The 16549-nt window shown below is 69.8% G+C and carries 14 protein-coding genes; 4 read left to right on the top strand and 10 right to left on the bottom strand.

All coding sequences use genetic code 11. The features are described from left to right. Nucleotides 1–73 precede the first annotated feature (73 nt). From ACFVTC_RS39640 to ACFVTC_RS39630, 3 genes are read right to left on the bottom strand one after another with little or no spacing between them, the layout of a single operon-like run. Entirely contained in the window at nucleotides 74–835 is a 762-nt protein-coding gene (locus ACFVTC_RS39640; protein ID WP_390134202.1) for an amino acid ABC transporter ATP-binding protein, read from the bottom strand. After that, the gene (locus tag ACFVTC_RS39635; protein ID WP_390134200.1) at nucleotides 832–1797 is read right to left on the bottom strand and encodes an amino acid ABC transporter permease; all 966 of its coding nucleotides are present in this window, start codon (nucleotides 1795–1797) and stop codon (nucleotides 832–834) included. Before ACFVTC_RS39635 ends, ACFVTC_RS39640 begins: the two co-directional genes overlap by 4 nt. A 28-nt stretch (nucleotides 1798–1825) precedes the next feature. Then, nucleotides 1826–2788 (bottom strand): ABC transporter substrate-binding protein, encoded by a 963-nt coding sequence (locus tag ACFVTC_RS39630; protein ID WP_390134198.1) that lies wholly within the window; start codon nucleotides 2786–2788, stop codon nucleotides 1826–1828. A gap of 541 nt (nucleotides 2789–3329) precedes the next feature. Between ACFVTC_RS39630 and ACFVTC_RS39625 the strand changes: the two genes are divergently transcribed. The 4 genes from ACFVTC_RS39625 (at nucleotide 3330) to ACFVTC_RS39610 (ending at nucleotide 6747) form a co-directional block, all read left to right on the top strand. Continuing rightward, entirely contained in the window at nucleotides 3330–4577 is a 1248-nt protein-coding gene (locus tag ACFVTC_RS39625; protein ID WP_390134196.1) for an NADP-dependent malic enzyme, read from the top strand. A 293-nt stretch (nucleotides 4578–4870) separates the two neighbouring features. Further along, nucleotides 4871–5836, top strand: a complete 966-nt coding sequence (locus tag ACFVTC_RS39620) for a zinc-binding dehydrogenase (RefSeq protein ID WP_390134194.1) — start codon at nucleotides 4871–4873, stop codon at nucleotides 5834–5836. 135 nt (nucleotides 5837–5971) lie between these two features. After that, the gene (locus tag ACFVTC_RS39615) at nucleotides 5972–6181 is read left to right on the top strand and encodes a helix-turn-helix domain-containing protein (RefSeq protein WP_148010429.1); all 210 of its coding nucleotides are present in this window, start codon (nucleotides 5972–5974) and stop codon (nucleotides 6179–6181) included. Continuing rightward, complete coding sequence (locus ACFVTC_RS39610) at nucleotides 6181–6747, top strand: Clp protease N-terminal domain-containing protein (protein WP_390134192.1); 567 nt, start codon at nucleotides 6181–6183, stop codon at nucleotides 6745–6747. The genes ACFVTC_RS39615 and ACFVTC_RS39610 overlap by 1 nt, the downstream gene beginning before the upstream one ends. Before the next feature lie 86 nt (nucleotides 6748–6833). Here ACFVTC_RS39610 and ACFVTC_RS39605 read toward each other — a convergent pair whose 3' ends face one another. The 7 genes from ACFVTC_RS39605 to ACFVTC_RS39575 all read right to left on the bottom strand — a co-directional run bounded on the left by ACFVTC_RS39605 (nucleotide 6834) and on the right by ACFVTC_RS39575 (nucleotide 16157). After that, nucleotides 6834–7943, bottom strand: a complete 1110-nt coding sequence (locus ACFVTC_RS39605) for a helix-turn-helix transcriptional regulator (protein ID WP_390134190.1) — start codon at nucleotides 7941–7943, stop codon at nucleotides 6834–6836. Between the two features lies 1 nt (nucleotide 7944). Continuing rightward, nucleotides 7945–8847 (bottom strand): DUF4097 domain-containing protein, encoded by a 903-nt coding sequence (locus ACFVTC_RS39600; protein WP_390134188.1) that lies wholly within the window; start codon nucleotides 8845–8847, stop codon nucleotides 7945–7947. A gap of 179 nt (nucleotides 8848–9026) precedes the next feature. Next, nucleotides 9027–9215 (bottom strand): DUF6104 family protein, encoded by a 189-nt coding sequence (locus tag ACFVTC_RS39595; RefSeq protein ID WP_356270338.1) that lies wholly within the window; start codon nucleotides 9213–9215, stop codon nucleotides 9027–9029. Between the two features lie 153 nt (nucleotides 9216–9368). Further along, complete coding sequence (locus ACFVTC_RS39590; RefSeq protein WP_390134186.1) at nucleotides 9369–13205, bottom strand: multifunctional oxoglutarate decarboxylase/oxoglutarate dehydrogenase thiamine pyrophosphate-binding subunit/dihydrolipoyllysine-residue succinyltransferase subunit; 3837 nt, start codon at nucleotides 13203–13205, stop codon at nucleotides 9369–9371. 282 nt (nucleotides 13206–13487) lie between these two features. Beyond that, nucleotides 13488–14588 (bottom strand): ATP-binding protein, encoded by a 1101-nt coding sequence (locus ACFVTC_RS39585; RefSeq protein ID WP_390134184.1) that lies wholly within the window; start codon nucleotides 14586–14588, stop codon nucleotides 13488–13490. A gap of 40 nt (nucleotides 14589–14628) precedes the next feature. Continuing rightward, complete coding sequence (locus ACFVTC_RS39580) at nucleotides 14629–15366, bottom strand: response regulator transcription factor (RefSeq protein WP_054236710.1); 738 nt, start codon at nucleotides 15364–15366, stop codon at nucleotides 14629–14631. 113 nt (nucleotides 15367–15479) lie between these two features. Beyond that, nucleotides 15480–16157 (bottom strand): spermidine synthase, encoded by a 678-nt coding sequence (locus ACFVTC_RS39575; protein ID WP_390134181.1) that lies wholly within the window; start codon nucleotides 16155–16157, stop codon nucleotides 15480–15482. Nucleotides 16158–16549: the final 392 nt, after the last annotated feature.

Raw genomic sequence — 16549 nt, 5'->3', positions numbered from 1 at the left:
AACGACGGACGCCGCCCAGCCCTTCCCGGGCGGGCGGCATCCGTTTGTCGGAACCCTCGGATTGTCGGAACCCTCAGAGCACCTTCGACAGGAACGACTTGGTGCGCTCGTGCTGCGGGTCCGTCAGGACGTCGCGCGGGTTGCCGGACTCGACCACGACACCGCCGTCCATGAAGACCAGGCTGTCGCCGACCTCGCGGGCGAAGCCCATCTCGTGCGTGACGACGATCATCGTCATACCGGACTCGGCGAGGTCGCGCATGACGTCGAGGACGTCACCGACCAGCTCCGGGTCCAGGGCCGAGGTCGGCTCGTCGAAGAGCATCAGCTTCGGGTCCATCGCCAGCGCGCGGGCGATGGCCACGCGCTGCTGCTGGCCGCCGGAGAGCTGCGAGGGGTAGTTGCGCGCCTTGTCGGACAGACCGACGCGTTCGAGCAGCTCCATCGCGCGGTTCTGGGCGTCCGACTTCTTCGTGCCCTTCACCTGGATCGGCGCTTCCATGACGTTCTCGACTGCCGTCATGTGCGGGAACAGGTTGAAGCGCTGGAAGACCATGCCGATGTCCCGGCGCTTCAGGGCGACTTCGCTGTCCTTGAGCTCATAGAGCTTGTCGCCCTTCTGGCGGTAGCCGACCAGGTCGCCGTCGACGTACAGCCGGCCGGCGTTGATCTTCTCCAGGTGGTTGATGCACCTCAGGAAGGTCGACTTGCCGGAGCCGGACGGGCCGATCAGGCAGAACACCTCACCGGTGTTCACCTCCAGGTCGATGCCCTTGAGGACCTCCACCGGACCGAAGGACTTGTGGACGCCCTCGGACTTCACCATCGCGGTCATGCGGTGCCCCTCTCACGGCCGAGGCCGAGCATGTTCGCCTTGATCTTCTGGAAGACGGTCGGCGGCAGGCTACGGCTGGAACCCCGTGCGTAGTAGCGCTCCAGGTAGTACTGGAAGACGCTGAACACGCTGGTCATGGCCAGGTACCAGATGGAGGCGACGAACAGCATCTCCATGACGGCGTACGACGTGGAGCCGATCGCCGAGGTGGAGCGCAGGAGCTCGTTGTACGTGACCGCGTACACCAGCGACGAGGTCTTCAGCATGTTGATGAACTCGTTGCCGGTCGGCGGCACGATCACGCGCATCGCCTGCGGGATCACGATCCGGAACAGCGTCTTGGTGTGGCTCATGCCCAGGGCCTGCGCGGCCTCCGTCTGACCCTCGTCGACGGCCAGCAGGCCGGCGCGGCAGATCTCGGCCATGTACGCGGCCTCGTTCAGACCGAGACCCAGCAGGGCGCACATGAACGGAGTCATGACGTCCGTCATCTCGTTCTTGTAGATCGGACCGAGATTCAGAACGGGGAAGATCAGCGCCAGGTTGAACCAGAGCAGCAGCTGGACGTAGACCGGGGTGCCGCGGAAGAACCAGATGTACAGCCAGGCGACCGTGCTGGTCACCGGGTTCTTCGAGAGGCGCATCACCGCGAGGACGATGCCCAGCACCACACCCACGATCATGGCGAGCACGCTGATCAGAAGCGTCCGGCCGGCGCCCTGGACGACGCTGGACACGAACAGCTGGTCGCCGACCGTGTGCCACTGGATGTTGCCCTGCGAGAACGCGACGCCGAGCGCCAGCAGCAGCGCGACGACGATGACGCCGCTGATCCACCGGCCGTAGTGCCGGACGGGGATCGCCTTGATGGTCTCCGGGTCCGGCCCGACGGCCGTGCTCCTGGCCACCGTGTCGCCGGGGGGCGCGGCGTCCGCGGGGGACTTGTCGAATTTGTCAGTCACGTGACTGCCCTTCAGTGGTGCGCTCGGCCTACTTGCCGCCGTTGATCGCGGACTGCTCGATCGCGCCGGACTGGGCGCCCCACTTCTCCAGGACCTTCTGGTACGAACCGTCCTTGATGATCGCGTCGACGGCGTCCTTCAGCGCGTCACGGAGCTGGGTGTTCTTCTTGTTCAGGATGATGCCGAACGGGCCGGCGTCGTACTGCTTGTTGATGACCTCGAAGGCCTTGCCGCCGTCGGCCTTGTTGGCCAGGTCGACCGCCACCGGGTAGTCGTTGATGCCGGCCACCGCGCCGCCGGACTTCACCCGGGTCTGGGCCTCGGTGTCGTTCTGGAACGCCTCGATGTTGATGGCCTTCTTGCCGGCGTCCGTGCACTTCTTGGACTGGTCCTTCAGGGCCGTCTCGTACGTCGTGCCCTGCTGCACGGCTGCCGTCTTGCCGCAGAGGTCCTCGATGCCCTTGATGCCCTCGGGGTTGCCCTTCTTCACGTAGATGGCCGTACCGGCCGTGAAGTAGTCGACGAAGTCGACGCCCTCGCCGAGCTTCTTGCCCTTGTCGTCCAGGCCCTGCTGGCGCTGCTTGTTGTCCGTGATGGACGACATGCCGACGTCGTAGCGGCCGGAGTTGACGGCGGTGATCAGGCCGTCGAAGGAGCCCGAGGTGAACTCGAACTTCACGCCGAGCTGCTTGGCCAGCGCGTCGGCCAGGTCCGGGTCGACGCCGACGATCTTGCCGCCCTCGGTCGACTCCATGGGGGCGTACTCGGCGTTCGTGCCGACCTTGATGACGCCCGCGTCCTGGATCTTCTTCGGCAGCTTGGAGAAGAGGGGAGCGCTGTTGGACTTGGCCGATTCGGTGGAGCTGCTGCCGCCACCGTTCGTCTGGTCACCGCAACCGGTGAGAACCAGGGCCCCGGCGACCGCGATCGCACCGACCGCTGCTATCCGGGACTGCGCGGCCGTCGTACGACGGGTGGTGCTTGCGGTCATGGTGGGTGCCTCCGGCGGATGAGGGAGTTGCCGATGGGTCGACGAGAACACACACCTTCGGGTGTCGCGACCTCGTGTGATGACGGCATCTTGCCATTCGGATTGCGCCCTTCAGAGGACTCGCTATGTCAAAATCGGATAACGGGTGACCCCCGGACCAACACTGGGTGCCCCAGCCGCGCCGGATCCTGTGCGGGAATCCGCCCTTTCGGCCGGAAGATCTGCGGCGCACCTCCGGATGCGGACCGCCACGACTCCGCGCTTGCGACGACATGACGTCAAATCCTGGACTTGTCCACATATTCGGGTATGAGTCATGTCACCGGCGTGTGAGCTTCGCGTTATGGGCTCGTCCTCGGCACAGTCCGTCCGGTAAGAAGGTTCTTTACACCCCTCATCCGGGGCTCAGGGCGCGTGTGCGGCGCGCCCGTCGCGTATCCGCCCGTACGCAACCACGGCGGCAGGGCGTACGCGGTGCCCGCCCACCCCTCAATCAGGAGTGGTCACCCTCAATCAATGAAGACTTAAGGGGTAAAACAAAGTGGCAGCGGAGATCGTCAATCCTCGCAGCGACAGCAGTACGGGTCCCGAAGGCGACGTGGAGCCGGTGAATTCCGACGGCTCCGTGGACTCGCCGGCCTTCGACCCGGCGTTCGCGCTGCACCGTGGCGGGAAGATGGCCGTGCAGGCCACCGTGCCCGTGCGGAACAAGGACGACCTGTCCCTGGCGTACACACCCGGCGTCGCGAAGGTGTGCAGCGCCATCGCCGAGCGGCCGGAACTGGTCCACGACTACACGTGGAAGTCCAACGTGGTCGCGGTGGTCACGGACGGCACGGCCGTTCTCGGCCTCGGCGACATCGGTCCGGAGGCCTCGCTCCCCGTGATGGAGGGCAAGGCGATCCTGTTCAAGCAGTTCGGCGGGGTGGACGCCGTGCCGATCGCGCTGGACTGCACCGGCGTCGACGAGATCGTCGAGACCGTGGCCCGGCTGGCCCCGTCCTTCGGCGGCATCAACCTGGAGGACATCTCGGCGCCGCGGTGCTTCGAGATCGAGCGGAAGCTCCAGGAGCGGCTGGACATTCCCGTCTTCCACGACGACCAGCACGGGACGGCCGTGGTGACCCTGGCGGCCCTGCGGAACGCCGCGAAGCTGACCGGGCGCTCGCTCGGCGAGCTGCGCGCGGTGATCTCCGGCGCGGGCGCGGCCGGGATCGCCATCGCCAAGTTCCTGCTGGAGGCGGGCATCGGCGACGTGGCCGTCGCGGACCGCAAGGGCGTCGTGTCGTCCGACCGGGGCGACCTCACGGACGTCAAGCGGGAGCTCGCCGGGATCAGCAACAAGGCGGGGTTCTCCGGGTCGCTGGAAGCGGCGCTCGCCGGTGCGGACGTCTTCATCGGCGTCTCCGGCGGCACGGTTCCGGAGCCGGCGGTGGCTTCCATGGCCGAGGGCGCGTTCGTGTTCGCCATGGCCAACCCGAACCCGGAGGTGCATCCGGAGATCGCCCACAAGTACGCGGCGGTGGTCGCCACCGGGCGGTCCGACTTCCCGAACCAGATCAACAACGTGCTGGCGTTCCCCGGGATCTTCGCCGGGGCGCTCCAGGTCCGGGCGTCCCGGATCACGGAGGGAATGAAGATCGCGGCGGCCGACGCGCTGGCCGCGGTCGTCGGGGACGACCTCTCCGCCGACTACATCATCCCCTCGCCGTTCGACGAGCGGGTGGCGCCCGCGGTGACCGCGGCGGTGGCCGCGGCCGCTCGGGCCGAAGGGGTCGCGCGCCGGTGAGGTGAGCGGTTCGGCACCGTTTCGCTCGAGACCGGTCCGCAAGCCGCGTGAGCGTGGTTCGAGGGCGGCTTCAGATGTTCCGGGGCGGTTCGAGAGCGGATTCTGCGGCCTCGCCGGGGTTGTCCCCCGGCGGGGCCGCTTTCCTTTGCCCGGGCGTTGGGCCGTACGGATGGTTCACGCGGGGTTCTTCGGGCGAGCCGGTACGGGTGTGAGGTGGGCCGCGGGACCGGCGGGACGCGTGTCACAGCGGGACGTGGTTCCGCGGCGTGGGGGCGGAGCCTATCGTCAAGGTCATGTTCGCTGCCTACGCCGCTCGCATTGACCGTGATCAGCCGCTCGACGGCCTGGAGTTGGGGGAGCGCCCGGCCCCCGAGCAGAGGCCCGGCTGGACGACCGTGAACGTCAGGGCCGCGTCCCTGAACCATCACGACCTCTGGTCCCTCCGGGGAGTGGGCCTGGCCGAGGACAAACTGCCGATGATCCTCGGATGCGACGCGGCCGGCGTCGACGAGGACGGCAACGAGGTCGTCCTTCACTCCGTCATCGGGCAGACGGGGCACGGGGTCGGCCCCGAGGAGCCCCGGTCGATCCTCACCGAGCGCTACCAGGGAACCTTCGCCGAGCAGGTCACGGTCCCGGCGTGGAACGTCCTCCCGAAGCCCAGGGAGCTCTCGTTCGAGGAGGCCGCCTGCCTGCCGACCGCGTGGCTGACGGCGTACCGCATGCTCTTCACCAACGCCGGGGTGCGGCCGGGCGACTCGGTCCTCGTGCAGGGGGCCGGCGGTGGTGTCGCGACCGCCGCGATCGTGCTCGGCAAGGCCGCCGGACTGCGGGTCTTCGCGACGAGCCGTGACGAGGCCAAGCGCAAGCGGGCCGTCGAACTCGGGGCGGTCGAGGCGCTGGAGTCCGGCGCGCGACTGCCGCAGCGTGTGGACGCGGTCATCGAGACGGTGGGCGCGGCCACGTGGTCGCACAGCATCAAGTCGCTGCGGCCCGGCGGCACGCTGGTGATCTCGGGAGCGACGAGCGGGGACCGTCCCGCGCACGCCGAGCTGACCCGGATCTTCTTCCTGGAGCTCAAGGTCGTCGGCTCCACCATGGGCACCAAGGACGAGCTGGAGGACCTGCTGTCCTTCTGCGCCGCAACCGGGGTGCGGCCCGTCATCGACGAGGTGCTGCCGCTCGACCGGGCCCGGGAGGGGTTCGAGCGGATCGCGGCGGGCGATCAGTTCGGGAAGATCGTGCTCACGGTGGGCTGAGGCCCGCCCCGGCCGAGTGGGCCGGGGCGCAGTGACGTGGTGGCCGCGGCGGGCCCGGAGACTCCGGGCCCGCCGTTCCGCATCCGAGTGTCAACTTTGATTGACGTGACGCATCTGTCAATGTAGGTTGACGCCATGACCGAAGCAACGGATCTCGCCGAGCGTGCGGGTGACCGCGATCCGCGGATCGGGCTGCGGGCGGTCTCCGCGCTGCGGAGGCTGCTGGAGCAGCTGGAGGCGGTACAGGTGCGCAGTGCGCGCCATCAGGGCTGGTCGTGGCAGGAGATCGCCGCGGAACTCGGAGTGAGCAGGCAGGCCGTGCACAAGAAGTACGGGAGGCAGTGATGTTCGAGCGTTTCACGAAGGACGCCCGCGCCGTGGTCGAGGGCGCGGTCGGGTACTCCGAGCGGGCGGGGGCCGAGGCGGTGGACGAGGAGCACATGCTCCTTGCCCTGCTGGACCGGGAGGGCAGCCGCGGCTCGTTCGCGCTCGCTTCGCTCGGCGCGGCCGAACGCCGTGACTCGGTGGAACGGGCGCTCGCCGAGACGCGGCGGCGGGGCGGGCTCTCCCGAGCCGAGACGGAGGCGCTGTCCGGGCTCGGCATCGACGTCTCGGAGATCGTCTCCCGGGTGGAGGAGGCCCACGGGGCCGGAGCGTTGGAGGCGGGCAGGAGGGGTGGAGCCGGCCGGCGGTCCGGGCGCCGGCCGTTCACCCAGGGGGCCAAGGAGACGCTGACGCAGTCCCTTCGGCTGGCGCTCGCCCGCCAGGACCGGCACATCGGCGACGAGCATCTGCTGCTGGCCCTGACCGTCCGGCCCGGTGTGCTCGCGGAGGTGCTCGCCGATCACGGGGTCACGTACGAGACGGTGACACGCGTGCTCTACGGCGGCGGGGAGGCCAAGGCGGGATGAGGCCGCCGCGGGGGGCCTTCGGGGTCGCCCGGCCGGAACTCGGGGACCCCGTTCCCCTCAGGGAGATCCCCGGGGGCCACCTGCGGTCAGCTCTTCGGTGTGCGCAACGCGGCCCCGATGTGCGCCGCCGCCGTGGACAGGTGACGGCGGGTCGCCCGCAGTTGGTCCTCCGTCACCCCGTGGTCCCGGGCCGCGTCGCGGATGTCGTCGCGGAACCGGTCGAGGAGGCGGTCGAGGTCGCGGGCGGGTTCACCGGTGGAGCTCTCGTGGGCCCAGGAGGGTTCGTAGCCGGCCGGGAACTCGTCCGGGGTGTCCGAGTGGTCGGGTTCCGGGGTACGCGCCGAGCCGGATTCGGCGGACCCGGTTTCCGGCGTGGCCGCCCGGCCGGGGCCGGTGTCCTTTCCGAAGGACTTGCCGAAGTCGCCCCCGAAGGTCTTGCCGAAGTCGCCGAACTCCTTGGCGAGTTCGGTGAGGCCCTCGCGGACCCCCGTCGGCCAGTCCCCGCGCGCGAAGTGGTCCTGGACCTGCTCCTGGACCCGCTTGGCCATGCGCTGCATCTCTTCCTGGGCCTGGGCGCGGACCCTCTCCTGTGCCTCCTTGGCCTGGCGGCGGGCCCGCTGGGCCTCGTCGCGGGCCCGTCGGCTCTCGTCCTTCGCGCGCCGGGCCTGCTCCTTCCACTCCTGCTTGACGCGCCGCATCTCCTCCTTCGCGGCACGCCACGACTCCTTGTCACGGTGGTCGCCGAAGTCCCCGAAGCCGCCCGCGGGACCCTCGTGCTCCGTGGCCTCGCCGGCGTGTCCGTTGCCGCGCCGGGCCTCCGTGGCCGCCGCCCGCATCTCGCGGCGCAGATCGCCCGCGGCGCCCCGCACGTCGGCGCGGATCTCCGCGGCGAGCTCCGCGACCGACTCGCGGATCTCCAGCTCCAGATCGGCCAGTTCGCCGCTGCGATCGGCCAGTTCGGCGCGGCCCGCGTCGGTGATCGCGTACACCTTGCGGCCGCCCTCGGTGGTGTGGGTGACCAGTCCCTCGGCCTCCAGCTTGGAGAGCCGCGGATAGACGGTGCCCGCCGAGGGCGCGTACAGCCCCTGGAAGCGCTCCTCCAGGAGGCGGATCACCTCGTATCCGTGCCGCGGGGCCTCGTCCAGCAGCTTCAGCAGGTAGAGGCGCAGACGGCCGTGGGCGAAGACGGGAGGCATCTCAGAGCACCTTCTTGTCGGTCGGGCCGTCCGTGGAGGCGTCGGGCGAGCTGTCCCCCGTGGGCGCGGACGGGACCGGCTCGCGCGGCTCGTCCTCCACCGGTGGCCTGCGCAGCAGGGCGATGGAGCCGGAGGCGGTCACCGCCCTCAGCTTGCCGTTGCCCGCGCCCAGCCGGCCGGTGATCTTCTTGGCGCCCCACTGGCCGCTGACCCGGAGGTCCTCGAAGGCGCTGGAGACGGTGCCGCTCGCGGTGTTGGCCTCCACGTCGGCGTCGGCGGGGTGCGGGAGGCGGATCGCGATCTCACCCGAGACGTTCGTCAGGCGCACGTCGGTGGGGGTGCCCGTGGGGTCGAGGTCCACGATCATCGAGCCGCTCACCGAGTCGGCGCGCACGGAGGAGCCCGAGGCCTCGACGACGGTCAGATCGCCGGAGACGGAGTTGAAGCGGAGGTCGCCGGTGACGGCCTGGGCCTCCAGGCTGCCGGAGACGGTGTCCACCCGGACGGGGCCGGAGAGGCGTACGAGCGTCGTGTCGCCGGTGACACCCTTGACCTCCACCCGGCCCTCCACGCCGGAGACCACGGCGGCGGCGCCGACCACGCCGACCTCGACACGCGTGCCGGTCGGGACGGCCAGCGAGACCACCACGCTGCGGCGCCAGCCCTTGCTGTCGAGCCACTTGAGGAAGCCCTTCCAGGGCAGGTCCTCGTACGCCACGGTGAGCGTGCCGTCCCGCTGGGTCACCTGAAGCGGGGGGCCTTCCAGTTGGGAGACCTGAAGCCTCGCGGAACCCTCGTCGGTGCCCACGACGTTCACTGTTCCGTTGACGACGCGCACGTGCAGCGCCGTCACGGGGTCGTCGAAGGTGAGCTTCCTCGGCTCTGCGACGGACCACTCGGACATGGTGCAGACCTCCAGACGACCGGTCCCGGACGGGCTCGGGCATGGAATCGACGCGCCATATCGCGTCTTCCGTCATTCACGATATATCGCGGATACGGAAAGTCAAGACACCCGTTGCGGCGAGATGCGGTGAGGGAGGGGGCCCGGGGCGTGGCGAGGGGCCGCGGGCGCGACGGGATCTACTCCTCGTCGTCCTCGTCCTCGTCGTCAAGCCGTGCCAGCCACGTCGCCAGGCGCTCGACCGGTACCTCGAAGTCCGGGTTGAGGTCGACGAACGTGCGCAGCTGCTCGGCGAGCCACTCGAAGGTGACCTCCTCCTCGCCGCGCCGCTTCTCCAGTTCCTCGATGCCACGGTCGGTGAAGTACATGGGCGGTGCTCCCGTCGATGAAGGGGTGAAAGGGGTGAAGGGGATGTAAAGGGTGGAAGGGGTGGGGAAAATGCGGTGGGAGATGCCGCGGGCCCGGCCCCTCGAGAGGGAACCGGGCCCGCGACGACGTACGGGAGGCTGTGCGCCCGAGGCCTAGGCCTCGAACACCTCGCGCACCAGCTGCTCCTGCTCGGCCTGGTGCCGCTTCGCCGAACCCACGGCCGGGGACGAGCCGGCCGGGCGGGAGATGCGGCGCAGCCGCTCGGCGCCCGGGATGTCGGCGCCGACGGCCAGGTCCAGGTGGTCGATCAGGTTGAGGGCGATGAAGGGCCACGCGCCCTGGTTCGCCGGCTCCTCCTGGGCCCACAGGTACTTCTCGGCGTTCGGGTACTTGGCGATCTCCGCCTGGAGCTCCGCACCCGCGAGGGGGTACAGGCGCTCGATGCGGATGATCGCCGTGTCCGTGGCGCCGCGCTTCTGCCGCTCGGCCTCGAGGTCGTAGTACAGCTTGCCGGCGCAGAAGACGACCTTGCGGACCGCCGCGGCGTCGACCGAGTCGTCGCCGATGACGGGGCGGAAGGCGCCCGTGGTGAACTCCTCCGCCTTCGACGCGGCGGCCTTGAGGCGCAGCATCGACTTCGGGGTGAAGACCACCAGCGGCTTGTGGTGCGGGTTGTGCACCTGCCACCGCAGGAGGTGGAAGTAGTTCGACGGGAGCGTCGGCTGGGCGACCGTCATGTTGTTCTGGGCGCACAGCTGGAGGAAGCGCTCGATGCGGGCCGACGAGTGGTCCGGGCCCTGGCCCTCCATGCCGTGCGGAAGCAGGAGCGTGACGCCGGACGTCTGGCCCCACTTCTGCTCCGCCGAGGAGATCAGCTCGTCCACGACCGTCTGCGCGCCGTTGACGAAGTCGCCGAACTGCGCCTCCCACATCACGAGGGCGTCCGGGCGGGCCAGCGAGTAGCCGTACTCGAAGCCCATGACCGCGTACTCGGAGAGCAGCGAGTCGTAGACGTTGTAGCGGGCCTGGTCGTCGGAGAGGTACTGGAGCGGGGTGAAGTCCTCGCCCGTGACCCGGTCGATCAGGACCGCGTGACGCTGGCCGAAGGTGCCGCGGCGGGAGTCCTGGCCGGACAGCCGGACCGGGGTGCCCTCCAGGAGGAGGGACCCGATGGCGAGGGTCTCGCCCATGCCCCAGTCGATCGTGCCGTCCTCGATCATCGCCGCCCGGCGCTGCAGCTGCGGCAGCAGACGCGGGTGGACGGTGACGTTGTCGGGGATGTTGACCTGGGACTCGGCGATCCGCTTGACGACCTCCTGGGAGACCGCGGTCTGCACGGCGACGGGGAACTGCGCCTGCGGGTCCGAGATCTGCACCTCCGCCCCCTGCGAGACGGCCTCGCGGACCTCGGTGAAGACCTTCTCCAGCTGGCCCTGGAAGTCCTGCAGCGCCTGCTCGGCCTCTTCGAGGGTGATGTCGCCGCGGCCGATGAGGGACTCGGTGTAGAGCTTGCGCACCGAGCGCTTCTTGTCGATCAGGTCGTACATCAGCGGCTGCGTGAACGCCGGGTTGTCGGACTCGTTGTGTCCGCGGCGGCGGTAGCAGATGAGGTCGATGACGACGTCCTTGTTGAACGCCTGGCGGAACTCGAAGGCCAGGCGGGCGACGCGGACGACGGCCTCGGGGTCGTCACCGTTCACGTGGAAGATCGGCGCCTCGATCATGCGGGCCACGTCGGTGGCGTACATGGAGGAGCGCGACGACTCCGGGGCGGCGGTGAAGCCGACCTGGTTGTTGATGACGATGTGCACCGTGCCGCCGGTGCGGTAGCCGCGCAGCTGCGACATGTTGAGCGTCTCGGCGACGACACCCTGGCCCGCGAAGGCCGCGTCACCGTGCAGGGCGACCGGCAGGACCGTGAAGTCCGTGCCGCCCTTGTTGATGATGTCCTGCTTGGCGCGGGCGATGCCCTCGATGACCGGGTCGACCGTCTCCAGGTGGGAGGGGTTCGCGGCCAGCGAGACCTTGATCTGCTCGCCGTCCAGGCCGGTGAAGGTGCCCTGGGCGCCCAGGTGGTACTTCACGTCGCCGGAGCCGTGCATCGACTTCGGGTCGAGGTTGCCCTCGAACTCGCGGAAGATCTGCGCGTACGACTTGCCGACGATGTTGGCGAGGACGTTCAGACGGCCGCGGTGGGCCATGCCGATGACGACCTCGTCCAGGCGGGACTCCGCGGCGCTGTCGATGACGGCGTCGAGGAGCGGGATGACGGACTCGCCGCCCTCCAGGGAGAACCGCTTCTGGCCGACGTACTTCGTCTGCAGGAAGGTCTCGAAGGCCTCGGCCGCGTTCAGCCGGCGCAGGATGCGCAGCTGCTCCTCGCGCTCCGGCTTGGAGTGCGGGCGCTCGACGCGGTCCTGGATCCACTTGCGCTGCTTCGGGTCCTGGATGTGCATGAACTCGATGCCGGTGGTGCGGCAGTACGAGTCGCGCAGCACGCCGAGGATGTCGCGCAGCTTCATCATCGACTTGCCGGAGAAGCCGCCGACCGCGAACTCGCGCTCCAGGTCCCACAGGGTGAGGCCGTGCTCGGTGATGTCGAGGTCGGGGTGCTTGCGCTGGCGGTACTCCAGCGGGTCGGTGTCGGCCATGACGTGGCCGCGGACCCGGTAGGAGTGGATCAGCTCGAAGACGCGGGCGGCCTTGGTGACGTCGTCGTCGTGGCTGGCGTCGATGTCCTTGAGCCAGCGGACCGGCTCGTAGGGGATGCGCAGCGCCTCGAAGATCTCGTCGAAGAAGCCGTTCTCGCCGAGGAGGAGGTTGGCGACGACGCGGAGGAACTCGCCGGAGGCGGCGCCCTGGATCACCCGGTGGTCGTAGGTCGACGTGAGCGTCATGACCTTCGAGATGCCGAGCTTGTTCAGGGTGTCCTGGGAGGTGCCCTGGAACTCCGCCGGGTAGTCCATGGAGCCGACGCCCATGATGACCGACTGGCCGGGCATCAGGCGGGGGACCGAGTGGACGGTGCCGAGGCCGCCGGGGTTGGTCAGGGAGACCGTGACGCCGGTGAAGTCGTCCATCGTCAGCTTGCCGTCGCGGGCGCGGCGGACGATGTCCTCGTAGGCCTGCCAGAACTCGAAGAAGTTCAGCGTCTCGGCCTTCTTGATGCCGGCGACGACGAGCTGGCGGTCGCCGTTCGGCTTCACCAGGTCGATGGCGAGACCGAAGTTGACGTGCTCCGGCTTGACCAGGGTCGGCTTGCCGTCCTTCTCCGCGAAGGAGTGGTTCATGGTCGGCATGGCCTTGATGGCCTGCACCATCGCGTAGCCGATGAGGTGGGTGAAGGAGATCTTCCCGCCCCGGGCGCGCTTCAGGTGGTTGTTGATGACGATGCGGTTGTCGAAGAGCAGCTTCACCGGGACCGCGCGCACGGACGTGGCCGTGGGCACCTCGATCGAGGCGTTCATGTTCTTCGCGACCGCGGCGGCGGGGCCGCGCAGCGTCACGTACTCGGGACCGGCAGGGGCCTCGGTCGTGGGCGCGGTCGCGGCCTTCGGCTTCGCGGCGGCCGGAGCGGCCTTCGCGGGAGCCGGGGCCGGGGCAGCGGCGGCGGGCCTGGGCGCCACGGGTGCGGCGGCCGGAGCGGGCGCCGGGGCCGCAGGAGCCGCCGGAGCGGCCTGGGCCGGAGCCTGGGGCGCCGCGGGCGCGGCAGGGGCTGCCGGCGCGGCAGGCGCGGACGCAGCCGCCGTGGGGGTGGTCCCTGCGGCCCCCGCGGCCGCAGTACCCGCCGGAGCCGAGGCGGCCGGAGCCCCTGGCTTGTAGTCGGCGAAGAAGTCCCACCAGGCTCGGTCTACCGAATTCGGGTCCTGGAGGTACTGCTGATAGATCTCGTCGACGAGCCACTCATTGGGACCGAACGCAGCGGCGGGGTTCTTCCCGGCTTGGTCTTCGGTCGAAGTGCTCGAGTTACTGGGGGACTGTGGCGACACGGCGGCAACCGCCCTCTTCCGCTTCACAAGGTGATGGACAGCGGGAATAAAGGCTACGCCTCCCTGGCCGGGAAGGTCAGGCCGGGCCCGTCCAACGTCGCGCAAGTCACATCGGAAAGCGTGTTTCGGTGAGGGAAATGGCGGGAAACAAGCGAGGTTCCGGACCGGAGTGGGTACGTCGATTCCGGGTCGCGGCACGACTCGCGCGGCCCTCTGCCTGATCACACGTGTCCACGAGCGACGGACACGGATGGATCTTGTGGCTCCGGTTCGAACTTTACGTCAACTTGGCAGAGAGGGAAGGCCCGGAAGGGTGACCTGGATACGGCAGCCCCGCTGGGATTCGGCCACGCCGATCCGGCCGCCGTGCAGATCGACCGCCCAGCGGGCGATGGCGAGCCCCAGGCCCGTACCGCCGTCGCTGCCGGGCCCGTGGGGCGCGGGCACCCCGCCCCGGTTGAACCGCTCGAAGACGCGGTGCCACTCCGACTGCGGAATGCCGGGGCCCTCGTCCAGGACTTCCAGCGCCAGCGACTCGGGGAGGTCGCCCCGGCGGGCCTTGACGGTGACCCGGCCGTGCGGCGGGCTGTGCTTGACCGCGTTGTCGATGAGATTGGCGACGACCTGGTGGATCCGCTCCGGGTCGGCGTGCGCGGTCAGCTCCGGCGGCGAGACGTCGAGGTGCAGGTGGACGTCGGTGCGGGTGTGGTTGCCGGAGCCCGACGCGAGGCCCGCGCGCGCGGAGGCGACCATGTTGGCCTCCTTCAGTACGCCCGACAGGTACGGCCACACCTCGAAACGGCGCTTGCGCAGCGGTACGACGCCGTTGTCGAGCCGGGAGAGGTCCAGCAGGGTCTCGACCAGCCGGCCCAGCCGCTCCGTCTGCTTGAGCGCCGTACGCATCGTCTCGGGGTCGGCGGCGGAGACGCCGTCCACGACGTTCTCCAGGACCGCGCGCAGAGCCGCGATGGGGGTGCGCAGCTCGTGCGAGACGTTCGCCACGAGTTCCTTGCGCTGGCGGTCCTGGGCCTCCAGCTCGTCGGCCATGAGGTTGATCGTCTGGGCCAGGTCGCCCAGCTCGTCGCGGCGGCTGTCGCTGACCCGGCGCGTGTAGTCGCCGTGGGAGATGGACCGGGCGACCGTGTTCATCTCGTCCAGCGGCGCGGTGAGCGAATGCGCCACGAACTGCGTGATCAGGAGGGTGGCGATCATCGAGAAGACCGTGATGAAGCGCAGCTCCGTCTCGGTGCGTACCGCGATCATCAGCAGACCGGTGGTGATGAAGACCGAGACCACGACCAGCGTGCCCAGCTTGGTCTTGATCGAGAAGGGGCGCACGGAGCCCCAGGGCCCGGTGTTCCCGCGCTCTCCCGATCCGCTCATGAGATCAGCCCCCTCAGGCAGGTCCTCGCGCGGACCCCGCTCAGGGAGTCGGGGTCTCCAGCGCATAGCCCACACCGTGCACGGTGCGGATCCGCTCGGCGCCGATCTTCCGGCGCAGCGCCTTGATGTGGCTGTCCACGGTCCGGGTTCCCGAAGCGTCCGCCCAGTCCCAGACCTCGGCCAGCAACTGTTCGCGGGAGAGTACCGCGCGCGGCGTGTTGGCGAGGCAGACCAGCAGGTCGAACTCGGTGGGGGTGAGGTGCACGTCCTCCGAGCGCACCCGCACCCGGCGCTGCGCGTGGTCGATCTCCAGCTCGCCGAGGCGCAGGATGCCGCTGCGCGGCGTCGAGGCCGCCACCACCGCCCGCTCGACCCGGCGCAGCAGGACGTGCACGCGCGCGGCCAGCTCCCGCATCGAGAACGGCTTGGTCATGTAGTCGTCGGCGCCCACGCCGAGACCGACCAGCATGTCGGTCTCGTCGTCGCGCGCGGTGAGCATCAGCACCGGTACCGGGCGCTGGGCCTGGACCCGCCGGCACACCTCCAGGCCGTCGAAGCCGGGCAGCATGATGTCGAGGATCAGCAGGTCCGGCTGCCATGCCTCCGCCGTGTCGACGGCGGCCGGTCCGTCGCCCGCGGTTTGCACGAGGAACCCCTCGGCTCGCAGACGGGCCGCGATGGCGTCGACGATCGTCGGGTCGTCCTCGACCACCAGCACCCGGCGCTGAGCGCCCGGCGTCGCCGCCGTGCCGTTGTGGGATGTGTGGGTCTGCTCCATCGCCCGCCCCTGATGTGTGCGTTCCGGAATCCGTGGGGTGATCCCATGACTGCGCTTGACGCTTGAATGATCCGCGCCAGGGGAGCAGCGTAAGGGCAGTCGGCTGCGCTCGGCTATCCAGGCCCTGTCGCGAGGTGGACGACGTCCGGAACGCCCCGGGCAACCGGGATCTCTTCGGTACGCACCCGTCGGAATCCGGCATTCCGCAAGCTTCCTTCAAATTCCGGAGAGGGCCGGGCCGACCATACGGCGAGCACTCCGCCGGGCCTCAACACCCGCGCGCAGTCCGCGAGTCCGGCCGGTCCGTACAGGCTGTCGTTGTCCTCCGTGACGGTCCAGTCGGGGCCGTTGTCGATGTCCAGGCAGAGCGCGTCGTACGTGGCGGATGTCTCACGGAGGTGAGTGGACAGATCGGCCTCCACGATCTCGGTGCGCGGATCGGCCAACGCCCGCGCGGAGAGTCCGGCCAGCGGACCGTCACGGTGCCAGTCGACGATGGCCCGCTCGCGTTCGACGACGATGATGCGCCCCCAGCGCCGGTCCGCCGCCGCGTGGGCGAGCGAGAACCCGACGCCGAGTCCGCCGATCAGCACGTCCGGCTCCGGGCGTCCCTCGAGGGCGTCGTACGCGGCGTCGACGAGCAGCCGCTCCGAGCGGCCGTCCGAGGTGTCCATCAGGAAGCACCCGTTGGCGATGATCTGCAGCAGTGCGCCGTGGCGCCGCAACACGACCTCGCCGTACGGGCCTTCCCTGCGGTCGATGACTACGGGGGTGTCGTACGGAGCCGTCATGGCGCCCATCCTGGCAGTCCGCCCCGGAGGCGCGGCGGCACCGATCCCCGGGTGCGGGGCGGCACCGATCCCCGGGCACGCCGTCCCCTCCCCGGGCGCGCCGTCCGGGCCCACGCCCCGGGTGTCCGGGCGGCCGGCGCCCCGCGTACGCGCCTCGCGGGTCCGCCCGGCGAGGCCGGTGCCGACCGGCCGTCCTCCATACATACGGCTACGGCGACACGTCGACGTATGACACGGCGACGGCGACACGGTGTCGTCGGCCCGCCGTCACCGCGGCACGCACGCCCCGGCAGCCCGCGCGGCGTTCCTGGGTGAGGGGTTGCTGTGAATCCGCCCGCGGGTGGCGTCGGTCATAGACAGTGGCGCGTGGGACACCCAAGGGTGGGTGGGGA

It is taken from the genome of Streptomyces sp. NPDC057950, from assembly GCF_042887295.1.
GTDB classification, from domain to species: domain Bacteria; phylum Actinomycetota; class Actinomycetes; order Streptomycetales; family Streptomycetaceae; genus Streptomyces; species Streptomyces kaempferi.
Note: the sequence above shows the minus strand (reverse complement) of the source record. Positions and strands in the feature narration are given on the sequence as shown.

Coding starts and splice junctions, on each gene's coding strand:
- ACFVTC_RS39640 (WP_390134202.1), bottom strand. CDS start 835: ATGACCGCGATGGTGAAGTCCGAGGGCGTCCACAAGTCCTTCGGTCCG.
- ACFVTC_RS39630 (WP_390134198.1), bottom strand. CDS start 2,788: ATGACCGCAAGCACCACCCGTCGTACGACGGCCGCGCAGTCCCGGATA.
- ACFVTC_RS39620 (WP_390134194.1), top strand. CDS start 4,871: ATGTTCGCTGCCTACGCCGCTCGCATTGACCGTGATCAGCCGCTCGAC.
- ACFVTC_RS39615 (WP_148010429.1), top strand. CDS start 5,972: ATGACCGAAGCAACGGATCTCGCCGAGCGTGCGGGTGACCGCGATCCG.
- ACFVTC_RS39610 (WP_390134192.1), top strand. CDS start 6,181: ATGTTCGAGCGTTTCACGAAGGACGCCCGCGCCGTGGTCGAGGGCGCG.
- ACFVTC_RS39605 (WP_390134190.1), bottom strand. CDS start 7,943: ATGCCTCCCGTCTTCGCCCACGGCCGTCTGCGCCTCTACCTGCTGAAG.
- ACFVTC_RS39600 (WP_390134188.1), bottom strand. CDS start 8,847: ATGTCCGAGTGGTCCGTCGCAGAGCCGAGGAAGCTCACCTTCGACGAC.
- ACFVTC_RS39595 (WP_356270338.1), bottom strand. CDS start 9,215: ATGTACTTCACCGACCGTGGCATCGAGGAACTGGAGAAGCGGCGCGGC.
- ACFVTC_RS39585 (WP_390134184.1), bottom strand. CDS start 14,588: ATGAGCGGATCGGGAGAGCGCGGGAACACCGGGCCCTGGGGCTCCGTG.
- ACFVTC_RS39580 (WP_054236710.1), bottom strand. CDS start 15,366: ATGGAGCAGACCCACACATCCCACAACGGCACGGCGGCGACGCCGGGC.
- ACFVTC_RS39575 (WP_390134181.1), bottom strand. CDS start 16,157: ATGACGGCTCCGTACGACACCCCCGTAGTCATCGACCGCAGGGAAGGC.